Raw genomic sequence first — 18372 nt, forward strand, 5'->3', positions numbered from 1 at the left:
TTACTTTTTATGCGTTATGTATCTTTAATATTCGCGCTTTTATTTGGGATAACTTCCTATTCTCAAGTGACACAAGAAATTTTCGAATCTTTTAAACTTCAAGAAAGAAGAGACGTGCATTACTTTTTTCCTGAAAATATGGACAAAACCAAAAAGTACCCTTTAATTATCGTACTTGACGGAGAATATTTGTTTGAACAGGTAGTAGCAACATCAAAATTTTACAGTCGTTTTCATGGTATGCCCGAAAGTATTGTAGTAGGTGTCAACCAAAGCGAAAACGACCTAAGATATAAAGATTGCGCTTTTGACCCAGAAAGTGGTTTACCTTCTGAAAAGGGAAAAAGTTTTTATGAATTTATTGGCATGGAACTTATTCCTTACCTAGATCTCAATTATAGTACAGCTCCATTTAAAATGATTGTTGGCTATGACATCACCGCCAATTTTATGAACTATTGGTTGTTCAAAGACAACTCCATTTTTGACGGTTATGTTAGTATCTCACCAACTCTTGCGCCAGAAATGGAAAGTAGGGTTCCTATGAGATTAGGTACATTTGAAAATCAGATATTCTATCAATTGATCGTTGAAGGCGAAGCTAGTAACGACAAACAAAGAATTATGACTATGGATAAGGATATTAAGGCCATAGAAAAAGAATCTTTACATTACTTCTTTGATGAATACACCAATGCCGACCATATTTCTGTTGCCACCTACGGTATCGGAAAGGCGTTTGATAACATCTTCGGAATGTTTAAACCTATTAGTCCGAAAGAATACAAAACTAAGATATTAACTAGCGAAGAGCCAGTTTACAATTATTTAGAAAACAAATACCAAGGCATCGTAGATATGTTCGGTTTTAGTAAGCCTGTTGAGCTAAATGATATTATGGCAATATATGCTGCATCTAGAAAGAAAGAAGATTTTGAATCGCTAAAACCCCTATCTGACCTATGTAAAAAAGAATACCCAGAAACAATGCTTGGGTTTTATTTTGAAGGGGAGTACTATGAGCAACTTGGCGAACCTAAGAAAGCATTAAGAACATTTGAAAAATCTTTTCAAATGGAAGAAATAGATTTTTTAACTAAAGAAATGGCCCTTGAAAAAATGGATGCACTAAAAGCCGATTTCGGTTTTTAAAGATTATTATATTAAATAAACGGCTAGTCCCAAATTAGCCTAACCTACTTAATTATGATTAAAATTGACGCAATGTACTTCGTGTTCTCCGGAGTGCTTTTTACCTATTTTGGATTAAAAGGAGAATTTATTTTAACCTATAACGGCATTGCCCTATTTATGGCGTGGGCATCATTTTTCCTCGCTTTTAGTGCCTATAAAAAAGAAAGATCTAGTGATAGTTAAATCATAATTTCATTCTGAGATGTACACATTCTAAACTTCTTGCTACCTTTAGCCTTTTCAATAAAAGCTAAAGATGGCCAAAACTAAAACTGCATTTTTTTGTCAAAATTGTGGTACTCAATATGCCAAATGGGTGGGACAATGTTCTGCTTGTAAACAATGGAATACCGTTGTTGAAGAAGTGGTACAAAAAGAAGAGAAGGCTAGTTGGAAAACTCCCTCTCAAACATCTAAAAGAGTTTCTAAACCTCTTTTGGTGAATGAAATTAGTATTGAAAAAGAAGTGCGCCTAAACACTTTTGACCTAGAATTCAATAGAGTTCTTGGTGGTGGCTTAGTACCTGGTGCATTAGTACTTCTTGGCGGCGAACCTGGTGTCGGAAAAAGTACCTTACTGTTACAAATCGCTTTAAAACTACCTTATAAAACGCTATATGTTTCTGGTGAAGAAAGCCAAAAGCAGATTAAAATGCGTGCCGATAGAATTCACCCAAACAGTCAAACCTGTTTTATTCTAACGGAAACAAAAACTCAAAATATATTTAAACAAATAGAAGCTACAGAACCAGATATTGTAGTGATCGATTCTATACAAACATTACACTCAGATTATATAGAGTCTGCTGCAGGCAGTATCTCTCAAATTCGAGAATGTACGGCAGAGCTTATAAAATTTGCCAAAGAGACGAACACACCCGTAATTCTCATTGGTCATATTACTAAAGATGGTTCTATTGCCGGACCTAAAATTCTGGAACACATGGTCGATACCGTTCTACAGTTCGAGGGGGATCGTAATTATGTATATCGTATTCTTAGATCGTTAAAAAACAGATTTGGATCAACCGCAGAGCTTGGTATATATGAAATGCAAGGCAGCGGATTGCGCGAGGTCAATAATCCGTCAGAAGTATTGATTTCTAAAAATGATGACGGATTAAGTGGTACCGCCATTGCCTCGACCGTTGAAGGTATGCGCCCTCTACTCATAGAAATTCAAGCATTAGTAAGCACAGCTGTTTACGGCACACCTCAACGTTCTACAACTGGCTACAATGCTAAAAGATTAAATATGTTATTGGCCGTACTAGAAAAACGGGCAGGATTTAAACTTGGAGCAAAAGATGTTTTCTTAAACATAACAGGTGGTATTTCAGTAGATGATCCCGCTATTGATTTAGCTGTTGTTGCCGCTATTCTATCAAGCAATGAAGACATACCTATTGACAAGGGTATCTGTTTTGCTGCGGAAGTCGGTTTAGCTGGTGAAATTAGACCTGTACAACGGGTAGAGCAACGTATTCTTGAAGCCGAAAAGCTAGGGTACACCACTATTATTATTTCAAAGAATAATAAGATAGGACTCAAATCAACCAAAATAAAAATTCTTTTGGCTTCTAAAATTGAAGAAGTGGCAGCTAATTTATTCGACTAGCGCTTATCTCTCATAATTCTGGCTAAAACCATAATTACGACAATTACCACTATGGTAAGAACTACCTGTCCGAATCCGACTTGTAACCGTACAAGGTTTTGCATATTACGGGGCCGGGTTAGGAATGGAGTTGTGAATAGTTTCAATTTGCTCAATAATATCGTCAGATAAATTCACATTTATGCTTCCAATATTTTCTTCTAATTGCCTTATGTTTGTAGCGCCTACTATTGTACTGGTAACAAAAGGTCTAGAATTTACAAATGCCAATGCCATTTGTGCTAATAAAAGACCATTAGCTTGTGCCAAATCATAATATCTTTTTGTCGCCTCAACGGCTGTATCGCCTATATATCTATTATACTGAGGAAATAGACTTAATCGAGAACCTTCTGGCATTCGATCACCTAAATACTTGCCACTTAACGCACCAAAGCCCATAGGTGAATACGCCAATAGACCTACTTGCTCTCTCATAGAAATTTCTGCCATACCCACTTCGAAAAGTCTATTTAATAAGCTATATGGATTTTGAACTGTAATCGTTCTTGGTAATGTTCCATGAACTTTACTCTCTTCTAAAAAGCGCATGGTACCCCAAGGTGTTTCATTAGAAATACCTACATGTTTAATTTTACCCTCGCGTATTAGATCGCGCATGGTTTCTAAAACCTGATGAATATTATCTTCCCAATGGTCAGCTATATCATGCTTATAACCTCTTTGACCGAAATAATTAGTGCTTCTGTCTGGCCAATGAAGTTGGTATAAATCTATATAATCTGTCTGTAAACGTTGTAAACTACCTTCAACTGCATCAATTATAGATTCTCTAGTAAATCCAGTAGTTCTAATGAACTTCGTCATTTCGGCTTTACCGGCGATCTTAGTAGCTAGCACTATATCTTCCCTATTGCCATTCTTTTTAAACCAATTACCTATAACCTTCTCAGTAGCGGCATATCTATCTTTATGCGCAGGAACAGGATATAATTCTGCCGTATCTATAAAGTTAACACCCTTATCAATGGCATAATTTATTTGCTCATGCCCCTCATTCTCGGTATTTTGATTTCCCCAGGTCATGGTGCCCAAACAAATTTTACTTACTTCAATATCTGTGTGCGGTAAATTGGTGTAGATCATTCAACTATTCTATTTACTAACATTAAATACAAAATTACTAAATATTTTGAGGGTAGTTGTATCCATATAGTTAACTCTCTACCTCTATCAATATTGGGCAGTGATCACTATGTCTCGCTTCAGACAATATTACCGACCTAGAAAGCCTATCTTTCAATGTAGCGGCTACCATAGCATAGTCTAAACGCCAACCTTTATTGTTATTTCTAGCATTCGCCCTATAACTCCACCAGGTATAATTATCTGGCTCAGTATTAAACTCTCTAAAACTATCTATGAATCCGCTTTTCATGAAATCTCCTATCCACTCTCTTTCAACTGGTAAAAATCCAGACACGTTTTTTAAACCCACAGGATTATGAATATCTATGGCTTCATGGCAAATGTTAAAATCGCCCAAAACAATTAAATTAGGCTTTGTCAACCTCAATGCATTAGCATATTCTTGAAAATCTGCCATGTAAGTAAGTTTAAAATCTAAACGCTGCATATTTGTGCCTGAAGGCAAATACATGCTCATGATAGAAATATCTCCGAAATCGGCACGAATGTTTCTTCCCTCAAAATCCATATAATCGATGCCTGTGCCAAAAACCACATCATCTGGTTTTGTTTTTGAAAGTATGGCCACACCACTGTAACCTTTCTTCTGCGCACTGTACCAATAATTGTATTTATAACCTACCTCTTCAAATAATGAAATATCTAACTGATCCTCATTTGCCTTAATTTCCTGCAAACAAACAACATCTGGTGAAACTGCCGCCAACCATTCTAAAAAACCCTTTCTTAACGCTGCCCTTATTCCATTTACATTATAAGATATGATCTTCATCTCTATTCATTTTGGCTTAAAAATAAAAAAGAGTTGAAGATTAAAGGTGCATACTTTCTATTAAAATCATAATTTCACAGCTTTAAAAAATATTTGCACTTTTAAACGCATCTCATGAACAAGTTTATTTTTTCAGTTCTTTTAGTTTTTATTACCACTTCTTCTTTTTCTCAGGCTTATTATAATGACGAAAACAGCCATGAGGTAAAATTGAATATTGGTCAGTTTTTGGTAACCACTACGGTTGAATTAGGATACGAGTATTATATCAATGAAGATACTAGTATTGGCGGAACTATGTATTTTGATGGTAAAGCAACAGATTACAATGGCAATTTCGGAATAGGACCGAACTTAAGAGCCTACTTTGGCTACGGACCTAAAAGTGGTCTTTTTGCTGAAGTATTCGGACTATATTACACTGGTGAAGATGATGATGTAGACACTGCAAACCTAGGAAGTAGAAATTATGACTACTCTACGATAGCACTTGGTCTTGGTGGCGGTTATAAATGGGCTACAAGAAGCCAAAAATTTACTATCGAATTAAATGGAGGGCTAGGTAGAAACATTAATCCAGAAGATTTTCAAGATGACTTTATGTTCAGAGCCGGTTTATCTTTAGGTTATCGGTTTTAATGGGTATTTTTGAGGTTTAATCACCTATGAAAAGAATATTTCTCCTATTACTTATTTTTTCAATTTCTTCAGCCCTTTTTGCACAAAACACTGTCGAAAAAGATAGTGTCACCCAATTGAACGAAGTTATTGTTGTAGATACGCTAACAGCTAAAAATGCCATTGGTATTATACCTTCACAAACCATTGGCGCTACTACATTTGCAAATTATAGTCCGGTAGATTTCATTAGTTCCATAAATCAAGTTTCTGGTCTTTATGCTTTATCTGGAGCGTTGAACACCAACAGAATAACCATTAGAGGTGTTGGTTCTAGAACATTATACGGCACAGATAAACTAAGGCTTTACTATAATAATATTCCAATTACCAATGGAACAGGCTCTTCGACCATTGAAGCTTTTGACCTAGAAAACTTGACATCTGTTGAAATTATTAAGGGACCAAAAGGAACAGGATTTGGCACTAATTTAGGCGGAGCAATTATCTTGAACACCAAACAACTGAGCGATCAACCTACCAAGCTCACCAATAATACTACCATTGGTTCTTACGGATTATTTAAAAATAGTTTAGGATTTACGCATTCGCAGGAGGATTTTTATATGACCTTTCAATATGGACATATGGAAATAGATGGATACCGTGATAACAATAGATTTGAACGTGACGGATTTCTACTGAATACCATTTTTAAACTAACAGATAAAAGTGAAATTGGACTTCTGGTAAATCATATTGATTACTCTGCTCAAATAGCTAGCTCAATAAGTCAAGAAGATTTCGATGAAGATCCTACACAAGCTGCATTTACGTGGCAATCTGCCAAAGGATATGAAGACAACAATTATAGCCTAATAGGGCTTTCTCATACCTACAATGCAAATTCTAATCTTAAAAATACGACAAGTTTATTTTATACTTATTTAGATCATTATGAACCTGCGCCGTTTAATATTTTAGATGAATACACTAATGGCTATGGCTTTAGAACCTTATTCTCTGGTAAAATAGATATTTCTAAAAATGCCCTATTGTACACCTTTGGCGCTGAACTTTATAAAGATGAATACTCATGGGGAACTTTTGAAAATCTTTATCAAGAAAACAATGGTAATGGAAGCTTACAAGGAGATAGGCTATCTCAAAACAAAGAATTTCGAAGCCAAATCAATGCTTTCGCAACAGCCTCTTATTCATTTACGAATAAATTGACCGCACAATTGGGTTTAAACAGTAACAACACTCAATATGATTTTAGAGATTTGTTTAACTCTGGCGAAAATAATACAAGTGCCAATAGAAATTTTAAAACCTTATTCTTACCTAGTTTAGATGTCAACTATGCTATTACGCCATTCAACCATTTATACGCGAACATTAGCCGCGGATTTTCTAACCCGAGTTTAGAAGAAACATTGACCCCTGACGGAATCATAAATATCGATATTGTTCAAGAAACAGGCACAAACTACGAAATTGGCATTCAACATAAAAGCAAAGATGATAGGCTAAATTTGGATGTCGCTTTTTACCTAATGCCCATTAATAATTTACTAGTTGCCAAACGCGTTGGCGATAACCAGTATATTGGGCGTAATGCGGGTAAAACTAAACATCAAGGTGTTGATCTAGACTGGAGTTATAGCATTAGCTTAACCAATAAAATAACGATATCACCATTTATAAGCTACACCTTCAGTAATCATAAGTTCATTGATTTCATGGATGAAGAGGCTGATGCAGATTACTCTGAAAATGCATTAACAGGTGTACCAAAAAACAAAATAAATTCTGGAATACAAACTAATTTTGGGAACGGATTATTTATAAATGTTACCCATCAATTTATTGATGAAATACCGTTAACAGATGCGAATTCGCTTTATAGTGACTCCTTTAATTTATTAAACATTAAAATAGGCTACAAAAATCAGATAACAGAAAAATTACGTGTAGGTATAGATTTTGGCATCAATAATTTAACAGACACAAAGTATGCCCAATCAGTATTAATAAATGCTACCGGATTTGGAGGAAATGCCCCAAGGTATTTCTACCCTGGGAACACTATTAATTACTACGGTGGTGTAAAACTGAATTACATCCTATAAACTATTCCATTTTTTTCAACCAAGTACTCATATCGACCGCATCATGAATAATACCTTTCAATGCCGATATGGCAACACGTTCTTGCTCCATAGAATCTCTATGTCTAATAGTAACAGTTTGGTCTTCTACAGACTGGTGGTCAACGGTAATACAAAACGGAGTACCATTGGCATCTTGTCTTCTGTATCGTCTACCTACAGCATCTTTTTCATCATAAGTAACATTAAAATCCCACTTAAGATCATCAATAATTTCTTGTGCAATTTCTGGTAGACCATCCTTTTTAAGTAAAGGTAATATAGCAGCTTTTACAGGTGCCAAAACAGCTGGTAACTTAAGAACTGTTCTAGTTGTATTGTTTTCTAATTCTTCTTCTTGAAGCGAGTTAGAGAATACTGCCAAGAACATTCTATCTAAACCAATAGATGTTTCTAATACGTAAGGAACATAGTTTTTGTTTACCTCATGATCAAAATATTGTAACTTCTTACCAGAGAATTTCTCGTGACTGCTTAAATCAAAATCGGTACGTGAATGTATCCCTTCTAATTCTTTAAACCCGAATGGAAAACGAAATTCTATATCAGAAGCTGCATCTGCATAATGTGCTAATTTCTCATGGTCATGAAAACGATAATTATCTTGACCCAAACCAAGAGATAAATGCCACTTCATTCTTTTTTCTTTCCAGATTTCATACCACTCTTGCTGGGTACCTGGCTGTATAAAGAATTGCATTTCCATTTGTTCGAACTCACGCATTCTAAAAATGAACTGTCTAGCAACAATTTCATTTCTAAAAGCCTTACCGGTCTGTGCTATACCGAAAGGAAGCTTCATACGACCAGATTTCTGAACATTTAAGAAGTTTACAAAAATACCCTGAGCAGTTTCTGGTCTAAGAAATAGATCTATTGCAGTTTCTGCATTGGCACCTAATTTTGTACCGAACATTAAATTGAACTGCTTTACCTCTGTCCAGTTTTTAGAGCCTGACATTGGGCAAGCGATATCTAATTCTTCAATTAGCGCTTTTACATCGGCTAAATCTTCTTCTTGTAAAGATTTTGCCAATCTACTTAAAATGGTTTTTCCTTGCTCTTGATACTCAACTACACGTTGGTTCGTTTGCAAAAACTGTTCTTTATCAAAAGCTTCGCCAAAACGTTTTTCAGCTTTACCGACTTCTTTTTCGATTTTAGCATCGATTTTAGCGACATAATCTTCCACTAATACATCTGCTCTATATCTTTTTTTAGAATCTTTATTATCTATTAAAGGATCATTGAAAGCATCAATATGCCCAGAAGCCTTCCAGGTTAATGGGTGCATGAAAATTGCAGCATCTAAGCCAACAATATTGTCATTGAGCTGAACCATCGCCTTCCACCAATAGTCGCGTATATTCTTTTTAAGCTCAACACCATTTTGACCGTAATCATAAATAGCACTTAACCCGTCATAAATTTCACTAGATTGAAATACATATCCGTATTCCTTTGCGTGAGAAATTACACGCTTAAAATCATCTTCTTGCTTTGCCATTTGGCAAAAATAGAACAATAGACCAAAAAAAAAATAATTATTTCAATTCAAATTCAGAAGAAGTAATTAAACGTTCGTCTTCAAACACATTTAAAGTGTAATTACCTTCCATTAATGAACCTTCTGGTATGGTAATCGACTCGCATAAAGACTGATCTAATCCTGTAAAAATAAATTCGACTCTTTTGCTATACACATTTCCATTTACAGTAATGGTATTGGCATTATCTTCGACAATCTGTTTGTTGGGATCTAAAAACTGTAGATAAATAACTTTTTCGTTATCAGCCTCACTCTCATCCGCCAAAACTGTAACACAACCTCTTAATTTTTCAATTATAGATGCCTTGTTCGTTTTAGTCGGCTTTGTACCACGAATTAATCTGAAACCGCTTCCTTCAGAATTAGCCATTTTTAAATAGCTCTTCGTCTTCAACTTCTGATTAAGTTCTAGAATTTTTCTTCTTTGTAAAGCCTCGGCCTCTGCTAAAGAATTACTGTTTGTTCTAAGATTTTCAATTTGCTTACGAGACTCATCGTACTTATCCGTAAGTAACATGTTGTTATATCGTAAGAAATTGTTCTTTAAAATTAAGCTGTCGTTCTTAGATTCTAGTCTACGTAGTTCTGTTTTGAACTCTCTTAACTTTTGAACCGTAAAGTTTAAACGCCCAACTGAATCTAAAAGTTCTTGTACTTTATATTTAGAATCTTGCAATTCTATTTCATTCATTTCACTTTTAGCAGATAAACGTGCCACATCTGCCTTCATAATAGTAAGGTCTTTTACCAAAATCTCTTTTTCTTGTTCTAAGAAACCGATTTGTGCATTTGATTGGGCATAACTATAGTAGAATGCAATTAGCAACGCTATAATTACAGCAATAAATGCTGCAAGTATTATTTTATAATTGAATTTGTTATCTTGACTGTCCATTTAAAAAGCGGGCTGTAGGTTGTTTAATCTGTAAAATTTGATGAAAAACATAATTTCAAATATACTAAAGGATGTTACCAACATACTACTACCCATATCATGTTTTGGATGTAATGCTCGATTATATAGAGGAGAGGCTCTTCTCTGTACATCTTGCCGACATCAATTACCACTTACCGAGTATACCTTTAACGATGAAAATGCCGTTGACCGTATTTTTTATGGTCGAATTAACATAAAAAAGGCAAATTCATTCTTATTCTTTACCGAAATTGGAATCGTAAAAAACCTCATCCATTTTTTAAAATATAAGAATCAAGAAGGTATTGGGCACTTTTTAGGTGACTGGCACGGACAAGTTTTAAAAAAACAAGGCCATTTACCACAAATAGATTTTGTCATACCCGTACCATTGCACCGAAAGAAACTAAAAAAAAGAGGCTATAACCAAGTTGCACTTTTTGCCAAACAAATTGCTTTCCATATCAATGCCCAATACATTGATGATATTTTGGTAAAAACCGCTAATACAAAAACGCAAACCAAAAGAAACAGATTAAGCAGATGGTATGACAATAGATCTTTATATGAAATTAAAAATGGAAAAACGCTTGCCAACAAAACTATACTTTTGGTTGACGATGTAATCACTACAGGCGCTACTATGGAAATCTGCGCCAACACTTTTAAAGATATCGAAGGTGTTGAGATTTATATTTCTAGTATGGCAGTTGTTCCATAGAATTAGATTTCTATAAAATATGTTGTTTCTTTGCGGTCGATAATCACACTAATGAGCAGAAAAATTTTAGGTTTTATATTTGTTTTTATCATCGTATTGGTTTCATATCAATGTGCACAACGAGGTACACCGACAGGCGGACCGAAGGATATTACTCCACCAGAATTAACAAGGGCCGAGCCGCCTAATTTAACTACGAACTTTACGGGACAAAAAATTAGATTGTATTTTGATGAATTAGTGAAGCTAAAAGATATTCAAAAGCAACTGATAATTTCACCCCCTTTAAATAATGCTCCGGTACTTTCACCCATTGGCAATGTCAATAAATATGTTGAAATAACGATTAAAGATACCCTTGAACCCAATACTACCTATACTTTTAACTTTGGTCAAGGTATTGTTGATAACAACGAAGAAAATCCGAAATCATTTTTTACCTATGTTTTCTCTACTGGTGATTACATTGATTCATTATCGCTAACAGGTGTGGTTAAAGATGCATTTAATAAAAAAGCCGATGATTTTGTTAGTGTAATGCTCTATAAAATTGACAGCAGCTACACCGACTCTACTGTTTACAAGAGACCACCGAATTACATTACAAATACTCTAGATAGCGCAGTTATATTTAAACTTAACAATTTAAAAGAAGGCAAATATGCTTTGTTTGGTATTAAAGATGCCTCAGGCAATAATTTATTTGATCAAAAAACCGATAAAATAGGTTTTGTACGTGATACAATAAACTTACCTACAGATTCCATTTATTTGTTAAATCTATTCAAAGAAATTCAAGATTATGGTGTAGCCGTACCTAGTATGGAAGCCAGCAATAGAATAAGTTTTGGCTATTATGGCGAGGGTGACGACATCCAAATTGAAACCATTACCAAAATACCAGATACCGTAAAAACAAAGATTACTAAAGAAAGAGAAAAAGATACATTGAATTTTTGGTTCACACCTTATGAAATGGACTCGATTATTTTCGTAATCACCAATGAATCTTTAAAAGTAAAAGACACCTTTAAAGTTAAGAACAGAAAAGTTGAGTTTGACTCCTTAAAGATTTCTATGAGTCAAAATGGAAATATTGAGATGGATAAGCCTATAAACCTTTTAAGCAATACACCAATAATTAGGTTTGATAGTACCAAGATTAAATTGATGGATAAAGATTCTGTAGAAATTGCCTATTCATTAAAACTTGACACCCTACAAAATTTATTGAATTTTGATTTTAAGGTTCATCCGGACCAAAGCTACAGAATGGAATTAGTGCCGGGTGCAGTGACTGATTTTTTCGAAACATCTAATGATTCGGTCGATTATTCTTTTAGAACAAAAAGTATTGCCGATTATGGTAACCTGACCCTGAGTTTAAATGGTAATACTATTGTTTACCCCATAATTGTTCAGCTAACCAATGAAAAGGGAGATTTACAGCGAGAAATTTATGCTAGCAGACCACAAGAATATGTTTTCAACAATCTGAACCCAGGTAAATATCAAGCTAGGGTCATATTCGATATGAACGGTAATGGAAAATGGGATACGGGTAGTTTCTTAGAACATAGACAACCTGAAAAAATAAGCTATTACCCTACGTTAATAGAGCTACGTGCCAATTGGGAAAAAATAGAGACGTTTAATTTGATAGAGTAAAATGATCGCGATCATTTAGAAAACGAAGCTTTTTACGAACGAGGTCAATTTTCTCCTTCTCTATTTCTACTATAATCGTTTCTTCTTTTTCGGTAAGCGATATCAAGCCGCCAAGTGGGTCATATAAACTAGAGTGACCTGGGTATAGATGACCCACCTCATCTATACCAACACGATTTACACCAACACAATAGACCATATTCTCGATTGCTCTTGCTTTTAACAATGCATCCCAGGCATTGATTCTTGGAGTCGGCCAATTTGCAGTGTACAACAACACATCAAAATTTTCTGTATTTCTACTCCAAACCGGAAAACGAAGATCATAACATACTAAAGGGCAAATAGCAAACCCCCTAAAATTCACTATTAATCTCTCTGTACCCGCCGTATATTTTTCATGTTCTCCTGCCAATGTAAACGTATGTCGTTTATCATAGCTTTCATACTCTCCATTAGGTTTTACAACGAGGAGTCTATTATAGTAATTGCCGTTATCATGAAATACCGTACTGCCAATAATAGCGCTATTTTTACAGGTTGCTATTTTCTTCATCCAATCTAAGGTTATTACACCTTCATGAATATCTATATTAGCAGGTGACATAGTAAAACCCGTTGTAAACATTTCTGGTAGTACTATAAGATCAACATCTTGTTCAATTTGTTCAATTTTATTACCGAACATGTCTCTATTTGCATTAGGATTTTCCCAATGTAAAGAAGATTGTATTAACGCTATTTTTAAACGACTGTTATTCTGTTGCATACTACTTATTCCAATAAATCTACAAAAGCACTTACCCCTTGTGTTTTTGCAATATCTAAAGCACTGTTTCCTCTATTATCTTTTATCGACTTATCTGCGCCATTGGCAATTAATAGCTTCGCAATATCTAAGCGATTAAATTGGGTGGCATATATAAGGCATGTAGCCCCCATTGCATTACGCTCATTTAGCTGTGCTTTCTTTTCTATCAATAATTTAGCGATATCGGTAAAACCTTTAAAACAAACACCCATTAAGGCCGTATTACCAGAGGCATCTACAGCATCGATTTTTGCACCTTTGTCCAATAATAGCGATGCAATCTCCATTTCATCATAATACGTCGCTAAAATTAACGGTGTCGACCCTCTAGCATCTTTACTATTAACAAGTACAGGATTCTTTTCTAACATAGATTTAACCTCGTTAAAACTACCTTCTCTAATTCCTTTAAAAAAAAACTCGTTCATAAGATTGTATTATAAATTATTCTCATTATTCAGAAAACAGAAGCAATTGAACTAAGAAGTATTTTCTTACCGTTCGACAAACTTTTCCTACCTTAAAGATAATATGTACCTTTAAATAAAAATTCTAGAACTTTTGAAAACATTAGCCGTTGACTTTCTTTTAAAAGAGTCCCCCAATGCAATTGCTATCGTCGATACTAAGTTAAACTTTATTAGCTACTCTAACCAGTGGCATCAAAAATTTAGTCTTAACAAAACTGATAATGATAATAAACCCCTGTTTGACAACATAATCGAAATGCCCGATTCATTCAAAATTGCCTTAAATAATGGGGTAAATGGAAAAGAGGACATTAACCTGGGACAAAAATTTGTTTTCCCCAACGGTAAGCTTCAATGGTTAAAATGGAAAATTATACCTTCTAAATCTGAGAACCATGGTTTTGACGGTGCCATAATATTTTTAGATGATATTACGATTGAACAAAAAGAAATAGAATTATTACATAAGGCTGAAGAGGTTGCCAGAATAGGATGCTGGGAACTTGATTTACTTAATAATACCTTAAACTGGACAAAAACTACTAAAGACATTCACGAAGTAACCAATGATTTTATCCCGAATTTAAAGGAAGGAATAAACTTTTATAAAGAAGGTGTTCACAGAGAAAAGATTACTCAATTAGTTGGTTTAGCTATTAGCGAAGGTAAACCTTACGACACTGAGTTAATTATTATTACTGCCAAAGGAAATGAAGTTTGGGTACGCGCAAAAGGTGAAGTTGAAATGTTGAATGGTAAAGCGGTTAGACTTATAGGTACTTTCCAGGATATAGATGAACGAAAGAAAATTGAATTAGCTCATCAAGAAATTTCGGAACTTTTAAAAATTACCACTCAAACTGCACAAATTGGTACATGGGACTATAATCTTCTTGAAAATAATCTTGAATGGGACCATGAGATGTACCGGATTTTTAATATTGACAAAAATAATTTTTCCGGCGTTTTTAAAGCTTGGTCATCCTCAATACATCCAGATGATTTAGAAAGAACATTGGCTGCAACAAACGATGCTATCAATGGCATTAAAGATTTCGATGAAGAGTTTAGAATAAAACATAAAGATGGTTCTATAAAATTTATTAGAGGGCTATCAAAGACCATTAAAGACTTTAATGGTAATGCCATTAAAATGACAGGGGCAAATTGGGATATTACAGAACTTCGTAGTACCGAATTTAAATTAGCCGAAAGCACCAAACTATTCGCTGAAACTTTTGAACATTCTGCCATTGGCATGGCATTGGTGAGTCCGGATCTTAAATGGCTAAAAGTAAACAAAAGCCTATCTCAAAGTTTAGGGTATTCTGAAGAAGAGTTATTAAAAATGACCTCAATGGATATTACTCACCCAGATGATATACCAAATAGTACTTTCTATAAAAACAAAGTTAAAATAGGCGGCAATAAAAATTTACAGTTACAAAAAAGATATTTTCATAAAAATGGCAATATAGTTCATGCTATTATTGGGGCTACTCCTGTAAAAGACCTCAATGGCAATATAAGCCATGTAATCACCCAATTTCTAGATATTACCGATAGAATTGAAGCACAAAAAAAATTAGAAGCTTTGGTAGATGTTACCAAAAGCCAAAATGAAAGTTTAACCAATTTCGCCCATATTGTATCGCATAACCTTAGGTCACATTCTACAAATATGACTATGCTTACCAAATTTTTAAATGAAGAAGAAGATGAAGATGAAGTTAAAAATTTAAATAGAATGATTACTAATGCTACCCAAAGTTTATCTGAAACCATAGCGCATTTAAATGATGTAGTACAAGTAAAAACCGGTGCACTTGAACAATTGCAAAGCATTAGTATACTTAATACAATCAATCAAATAACCAAAAGTATAAACGGCTTACTTGAAGAACAACACGCAACACTAAATTTAGATATAAATAAGTCGCATTTTGTACATGCAGTACCAGCATATTTAGAAAGTATATTTCTGAATGTTTTAACCAATGCCTTAAAATATAGGGCTAAAGAACGAACACCTGTTATTGATATAAAATCTAAAATTGAAAAAAATGATATTCTAATTTCATTTACTGATAACGGTCAGGGCATCGATTTAAACAAACATGGTAATAACATATTTGGGATGTATAAAACTTTTCATAAACACAAAGATGCCAAAGGAATAGGGTTATTTATAACCAAAAACCAAATAGAATCAATGAATGGTAGCATAAGCATTGAAAGTGAAGTTGACAAAGGCACTACTATTTTCATTAAACTTAAACAGGCATAATAAAATAATTATGAATAAAATTGAACTCTGCTGCATTATAGATGACGATCCCATATTTGTTTATGGCACAAAGAGAATAATGAAAGAAGTAGGTTTTGCAAAATCTATACTTGTCTATAGTGATGGACAAGCAGCTCTTGACGGACTTACAAAATTATGCATCGCCAGAGAACCTTTACCCGATGTTATATTTCTAGATTTAAATATGCCAATTCTAAATGGTTGGGAATTTTTAGATGAATTTAAAAACTGTAAAAGCAAAAGATCTAAAAAAATTGTCATCTACATTATTAGCTCTTCAGTTGACCCTAGAGACTTAGAAAGGGTCAAAAATTACGACCAAGTAGATACCTATATTCTAAAACCGATTACACCAGATGACCTTATCAAAATATTAGGTACTGTAGTTGAAAATTAAGCTAGAGACTTAATTAACAGACAAAACACTATTGTTAATAAAAATTAGGGCAACTTATTTAAATGACGAATACTAGTATATCAACATTTATATAACTTAGTAACCATTAATTTGTTATCTTTTTTTTCTGCCCAAGACTGAGGGGTCTTTACATTTGAAATAATTAAAAATGAGCATATTTTCTAGTTGTTGCATCATAGATGACGACGAATTTTTTTCGGTGAGTAGTAAGAATATATTGAAGCATTATAACTTTAGTGACAATATTCTATATTATTCGGGTGGTCAAGAGGCACTAGACGGTCTTATTGGCTTACTTGTTGAAAATATTAAACTGCCAGATGTTATTTTTCTAGACTTAAATATGCCCAATAAAGACGGGTGGTCATTTTTAGAAGAATTTAAAGATCTTCCTGAAGATAAAATAGAGCATATTCAAATTTATATTACCAGTTCGTTCATAAGTCCTAAATACATGGAAAAGGCGAAAGACTACAAGTTGGTTAAAGATTATATCGTTAAACCTTTAACCGAAAGTGCCGTTAAAAAAATAATAGATTCTAAAGAAATAGCATAAAATTATCTTACCCCGGGAGTAAAATCTAACGGAGCATTTTGTGGCCGATTTATTGTGCCCTCATCACCTGTGTCATTATAAATAGTCCATTCGCTTGCTGTAAAAACCGGATTTCCTGAAATTATTTCTATTTTTCTCACTCCCTTACCATCTTCAAATTCATGGTTTGTATTACTGCCATCTTCACCGATTACTCCGAAAATATCTATGACCGTACCAAAAGGGTCTACTAGTACAATAGTATCATCACCGTTAGAATCTGCCGGTGAATTTGTACCGACGGATATATCAGGCTCAAAACCATACACATTTTTAAACTCTTCTGCGTTGGGCGAAATGACCAAGAGTCCGTTTCCTTCAATTATATATTCAGACAAATCTATGCTTGAACTTACATCTATATTATCATTTGTATAACGCTCTAACACCCATCCTTTTAATGATAGACTTTCTACAGATGCATTATAAAGCTCTACAAATCTGGCTCCTGCATTATTATCGGGGTCAGCAATTTCAGATATAAAAATTGAGGTAGATGTAAATTCATCTATCAAATCTTCACATCGTTCTTGGTTAAATGAAAGATCATCTACACTTCTAATTATCAATTGAAATTGATTATTATCCATAGTTAAGATTCCCGTGGCTGTTCCCATTTTATCTGGGAGTATTTCGGCTTGAAAATCAGCATAACCACTGTTTACTATTACCAATTCGTTTTCGCCACAATCAACCAATGTTCTCAATGTTTCTTCTTCTTTAATCGCAAAAGTTTCGCCTATCTCTTCTTGTTTAATTTCTACATCAGTTACAACAACCAATGTATTCAACATAGACTCATTTATTTCAGATACTGTAACAGAAGTAGGTATGATGCCAACATTCTCTTTACAGGAAACCAATACATGGTCGAAAACAACATTTTTAGGCAACCTACCTACACTACGATTACCAAAAGAAGTAAATACACCGCCAATTTTATAAATCCCTTTAGACTCGCCCAAATACAGTCCTTTTAACTTAATTATAATTTGTTGACCTACATTAAAGAACAAATGAGCATCTCTTAATTCCAGTTCAATCTGCATTCCACCTAATGGATTACTTGGCTCGTCTTGAAAATATATTGTATTAAAAAAATTACCTTCTTTGTCCGAAGAGATTACATAACCTTTAATAACCAAGTCTTCTTGAATCTGAATAGTCTCGCCATTATATATATTCTTTAATTCTGATATAGTTATAAACGTAAACTCAGCATTAGAACATTCTAAATCTGGCGCATCAAATTCCTTATCTTTTACACAAGAGGATAGCATAAGAGTAATGGCTATCATGGAATAAAATATGTTACTTTTTATCTTCATACT

Annotated in this window: 17 protein-coding genes; 10 read left to right on the forward strand and 7 right to left on the reverse strand. The window is 34.1% G+C overall.

Annotated features, from left to right (window positions below; all coding sequences use genetic code 11):
- Window positions 1-9 precede the first annotated feature (9 nt).
- The 3 genes from CLV90_RS15480 (at window position 10) to radA (ending at window position 2812) form a co-directional block, all read left to right on the forward strand.
- Window positions 10-1152, forward strand: a complete 1143-nt coding sequence (locus tag CLV90_RS15480; RefSeq protein WP_133688423.1) for an alpha/beta hydrolase — start codon at window positions 10-12, stop codon at window positions 1150-1152.
- A gap of 54 nt (window positions 1153-1206) precedes the next feature.
- Entirely contained in the window at window positions 1207-1377 is a 171-nt protein-coding gene (locus tag CLV90_RS19330) for a hypothetical protein (RefSeq protein ID WP_166638601.1), read from the forward strand.
- A 73-nt stretch (window positions 1378-1450) separates the two neighbouring features.
- Window positions 1451-2812 (forward strand): DNA repair protein RadA, encoded by a 1362-nt coding sequence (gene radA, locus CLV90_RS15485; RefSeq protein WP_133688424.1) that lies wholly within the window; start codon window positions 1451-1453, stop codon window positions 2810-2812.
- A gap of 105 nt (window positions 2813-2917) precedes the next feature.
- Here the strand turns inward: radA and CLV90_RS15490 are convergent, their stop codons facing one another.
- Both CLV90_RS15490 and CLV90_RS15495 read right to left on the reverse strand, forming a co-directional pair.
- Window positions 2918-3958, reverse strand: coding sequence for an aldo/keto reductase (locus CLV90_RS15490; RefSeq protein WP_133688425.1), 1041 nt, complete (start codon window positions 3956-3958; stop codon window positions 2918-2920).
- 70 nt (window positions 3959-4028) lie between these two features.
- Window positions 4029-4793, reverse strand: a complete 765-nt coding sequence (locus CLV90_RS15495) for an exodeoxyribonuclease III (RefSeq protein WP_133688426.1) — start codon at window positions 4791-4793, stop codon at window positions 4029-4031.
- Window positions 4794-4907: 114 nt separating this feature from the next.
- Here CLV90_RS15495 and CLV90_RS15500 point away from each other — a divergent pair, with 114 nt between their 5' ends.
- Window positions 4908-5432 (forward strand): DUF3575 domain-containing protein, encoded by a 525-nt coding sequence (locus CLV90_RS15500; RefSeq protein ID WP_133688427.1) that lies wholly within the window; start codon window positions 4908-4910, stop codon window positions 5430-5432.
- 26 nt (window positions 5433-5458) lie between these two features.
- Complete coding sequence (locus tag CLV90_RS15505) at window positions 5459-7546, forward strand: TonB-dependent receptor family protein (RefSeq protein ID WP_133688428.1); 2088 nt, start codon at window positions 5459-5461, stop codon at window positions 7544-7546.
- 1 nt (window position 7547) lies between these two features.
- Here CLV90_RS15505 and CLV90_RS15510 read toward each other — a convergent pair whose 3' ends face one another.
- Both CLV90_RS15510 and CLV90_RS15515 read right to left on the reverse strand, forming a co-directional pair.
- Window positions 7548-9092, reverse strand: a complete 1545-nt coding sequence (locus tag CLV90_RS15510; protein WP_133688429.1) for a glycine--tRNA ligase — start codon at window positions 9090-9092, stop codon at window positions 7548-7550.
- Window positions 9093-9129: 37 nt separating this feature from the next.
- The gene (locus tag CLV90_RS15515) at window positions 9130-10029 is read right to left on the reverse strand and encodes a hypothetical protein (RefSeq protein WP_133688430.1); all 900 of its coding nucleotides are present in this window, start codon (window positions 10027-10029) and stop codon (window positions 9130-9132) included.
- A gap of 40 nt (window positions 10030-10069) precedes the next feature.
- On the opposite strand from CLV90_RS15515, the gene CLV90_RS15520 reads away from it, so the two are divergent.
- Window positions 10070-10771, forward strand: coding sequence for a ComF family protein (locus CLV90_RS15520; RefSeq protein WP_133688431.1), 702 nt, complete (start codon window positions 10070-10072; stop codon window positions 10769-10771).
- A gap of 51 nt (window positions 10772-10822) precedes the next feature.
- Window positions 10823-12439, forward strand: a complete 1617-nt coding sequence (locus CLV90_RS15525) for an Ig-like domain-containing protein (RefSeq protein WP_133688432.1) — start codon at window positions 10823-10825, stop codon at window positions 12437-12439.
- Here CLV90_RS15525 and CLV90_RS15530 read toward each other — a convergent pair.
- Window positions 12423-13208, reverse strand: a complete 786-nt coding sequence (locus tag CLV90_RS15530; protein ID WP_133688433.1) for an amidohydrolase — start codon at window positions 13206-13208, stop codon at window positions 12423-12425. The two genes, CLV90_RS15525 and CLV90_RS15530, sit on opposite strands and share 17 nt — an antisense overlap.
- A gap of 5 nt (window positions 13209-13213) precedes the next feature.
- On the reverse strand, window positions 13214-13678 hold the full coding sequence (locus CLV90_RS15535) for an ankyrin repeat domain-containing protein (RefSeq protein WP_133688434.1): 465 nt from the start codon (window positions 13676-13678) through the stop codon (window positions 13214-13216).
- A 133-nt stretch (window positions 13679-13811) separates the two neighbouring features.
- Between CLV90_RS15535 and CLV90_RS15540 the strand changes: the two genes are divergently transcribed.
- From CLV90_RS15540 to CLV90_RS15550, 3 genes are all read left to right on the forward strand, one after another.
- A complete protein-coding gene (locus CLV90_RS15540) occupies window positions 13812-16007 on the forward strand; it encodes a sensor histidine kinase (RefSeq protein WP_133688435.1) in 2196 nt (731 codons plus the stop codon).
- A gap of 10 nt (window positions 16008-16017) precedes the next feature.
- Window positions 16018-16425, forward strand: coding sequence for a response regulator (locus tag CLV90_RS15545; protein WP_133688436.1), 408 nt, complete (start codon window positions 16018-16020; stop codon window positions 16423-16425).
- A gap of 169 nt (window positions 16426-16594) precedes the next feature.
- Complete coding sequence (locus CLV90_RS15550; protein ID WP_133688437.1) at window positions 16595-17002, forward strand: response regulator; 408 nt, start codon at window positions 16595-16597, stop codon at window positions 17000-17002.
- A gap of 2 nt (window positions 17003-17004) precedes the next feature.
- Here the strand turns inward: CLV90_RS15550 and CLV90_RS15555 are convergent, their stop codons facing one another.
- On the reverse strand, window positions 17005-18369 hold the full coding sequence (locus tag CLV90_RS15555; protein WP_133688438.1) for a DUF5689 domain-containing protein: 1365 nt from the start codon (window positions 18367-18369) through the stop codon (window positions 17005-17007).
- Window positions 18370-18372 lie beyond the last annotated feature (3 nt).

It is taken from the genome of Maribacter spongiicola (assembly GCF_004364165.1).
Lineage (GTDB): Bacteria > Bacteroidota > Bacteroidia > Flavobacteriales > Flavobacteriaceae > Maribacter > Maribacter spongiicola.

What these genes read in the sequence shown, in the direction of transcription:
- CLV90_RS15515 (WP_133688430.1), bottom strand. Translation starts at nt 10,029, where the DNA reads ATGGACAGTCAAGATAACAAATTCAATTATAAAATAATACTTGCAGCA.
- CLV90_RS15480 (WP_133688423.1), top strand. Translation starts at nt 10, where the DNA reads ATGCGTTATGTATCTTTAATATTCGCGCTTTTATTTGGGATAACTTCC.
- CLV90_RS15520 (WP_133688431.1), top strand. Translation starts at nt 10,070, where the DNA reads ATGAAAAACATAATTTCAAATATACTAAAGGATGTTACCAACATACTA.
- CLV90_RS15530 (WP_133688433.1), bottom strand. Translation starts at nt 13,208, where the DNA reads ATGCAACAGAATAACAGTCGTTTAAAAATAGCGTTAATACAATCTTCT.
- CLV90_RS19330 (WP_166638601.1), top strand. Translation starts at nt 1,207, where the DNA reads ATGATTAAAATTGACGCAATGTACTTCGTGTTCTCCGGAGTGCTTTTT.
- CLV90_RS15510 (WP_133688429.1), bottom strand. Translation starts at nt 9,092, where the DNA reads ATGGCAAAGCAAGAAGATGATTTTAAGCGTGTAATTTCTCACGCAAAG.
- CLV90_RS15535 (WP_133688434.1), bottom strand. Translation starts at nt 13,678, where the DNA reads ATGAACGAGTTTTTTTTTAAAGGAATTAGAGAAGGTAGTTTTAACGAG.
- CLV90_RS15500 (WP_133688427.1), top strand. Translation starts at nt 4,908, where the DNA reads ATGAACAAGTTTATTTTTTCAGTTCTTTTAGTTTTTATTACCACTTCT.
- CLV90_RS15495 (WP_133688426.1), bottom strand. Translation starts at nt 4,793, where the DNA reads ATGAAGATCATATCTTATAATGTAAATGGAATAAGGGCAGCGTTAAGA.
- CLV90_RS15545 (WP_133688436.1), top strand. Translation starts at nt 16,018, where the DNA reads ATGAATAAAATTGAACTCTGCTGCATTATAGATGACGATCCCATATTT.
- CLV90_RS15505 (WP_133688428.1), top strand. Translation starts at nt 5,459, where the DNA reads ATGAAAAGAATATTTCTCCTATTACTTATTTTTTCAATTTCTTCAGCC.
- CLV90_RS15550 (WP_133688437.1), top strand. Translation starts at nt 16,595, where the DNA reads ATGAGCATATTTTCTAGTTGTTGCATCATAGATGACGACGAATTTTTT.
- CLV90_RS15490 (WP_133688425.1), bottom strand. Translation starts at nt 3,958, where the DNA reads ATGATCTACACCAATTTACCGCACACAGATATTGAAGTAAGTAAAATT.
- CLV90_RS15555 (WP_133688438.1), bottom strand. Translation starts at nt 18,369, where the DNA reads ATGAAGATAAAAAGTAACATATTTTATTCCATGATAGCCATTACTCTT.
- CLV90_RS15525 (WP_133688432.1), top strand. Translation starts at nt 10,823, where the DNA reads ATGAGCAGAAAAATTTTAGGTTTTATATTTGTTTTTATCATCGTATTG.
- radA (WP_133688424.1), top strand. Translation starts at nt 1,451, where the DNA reads ATGGCCAAAACTAAAACTGCATTTTTTTGTCAAAATTGTGGTACTCAA.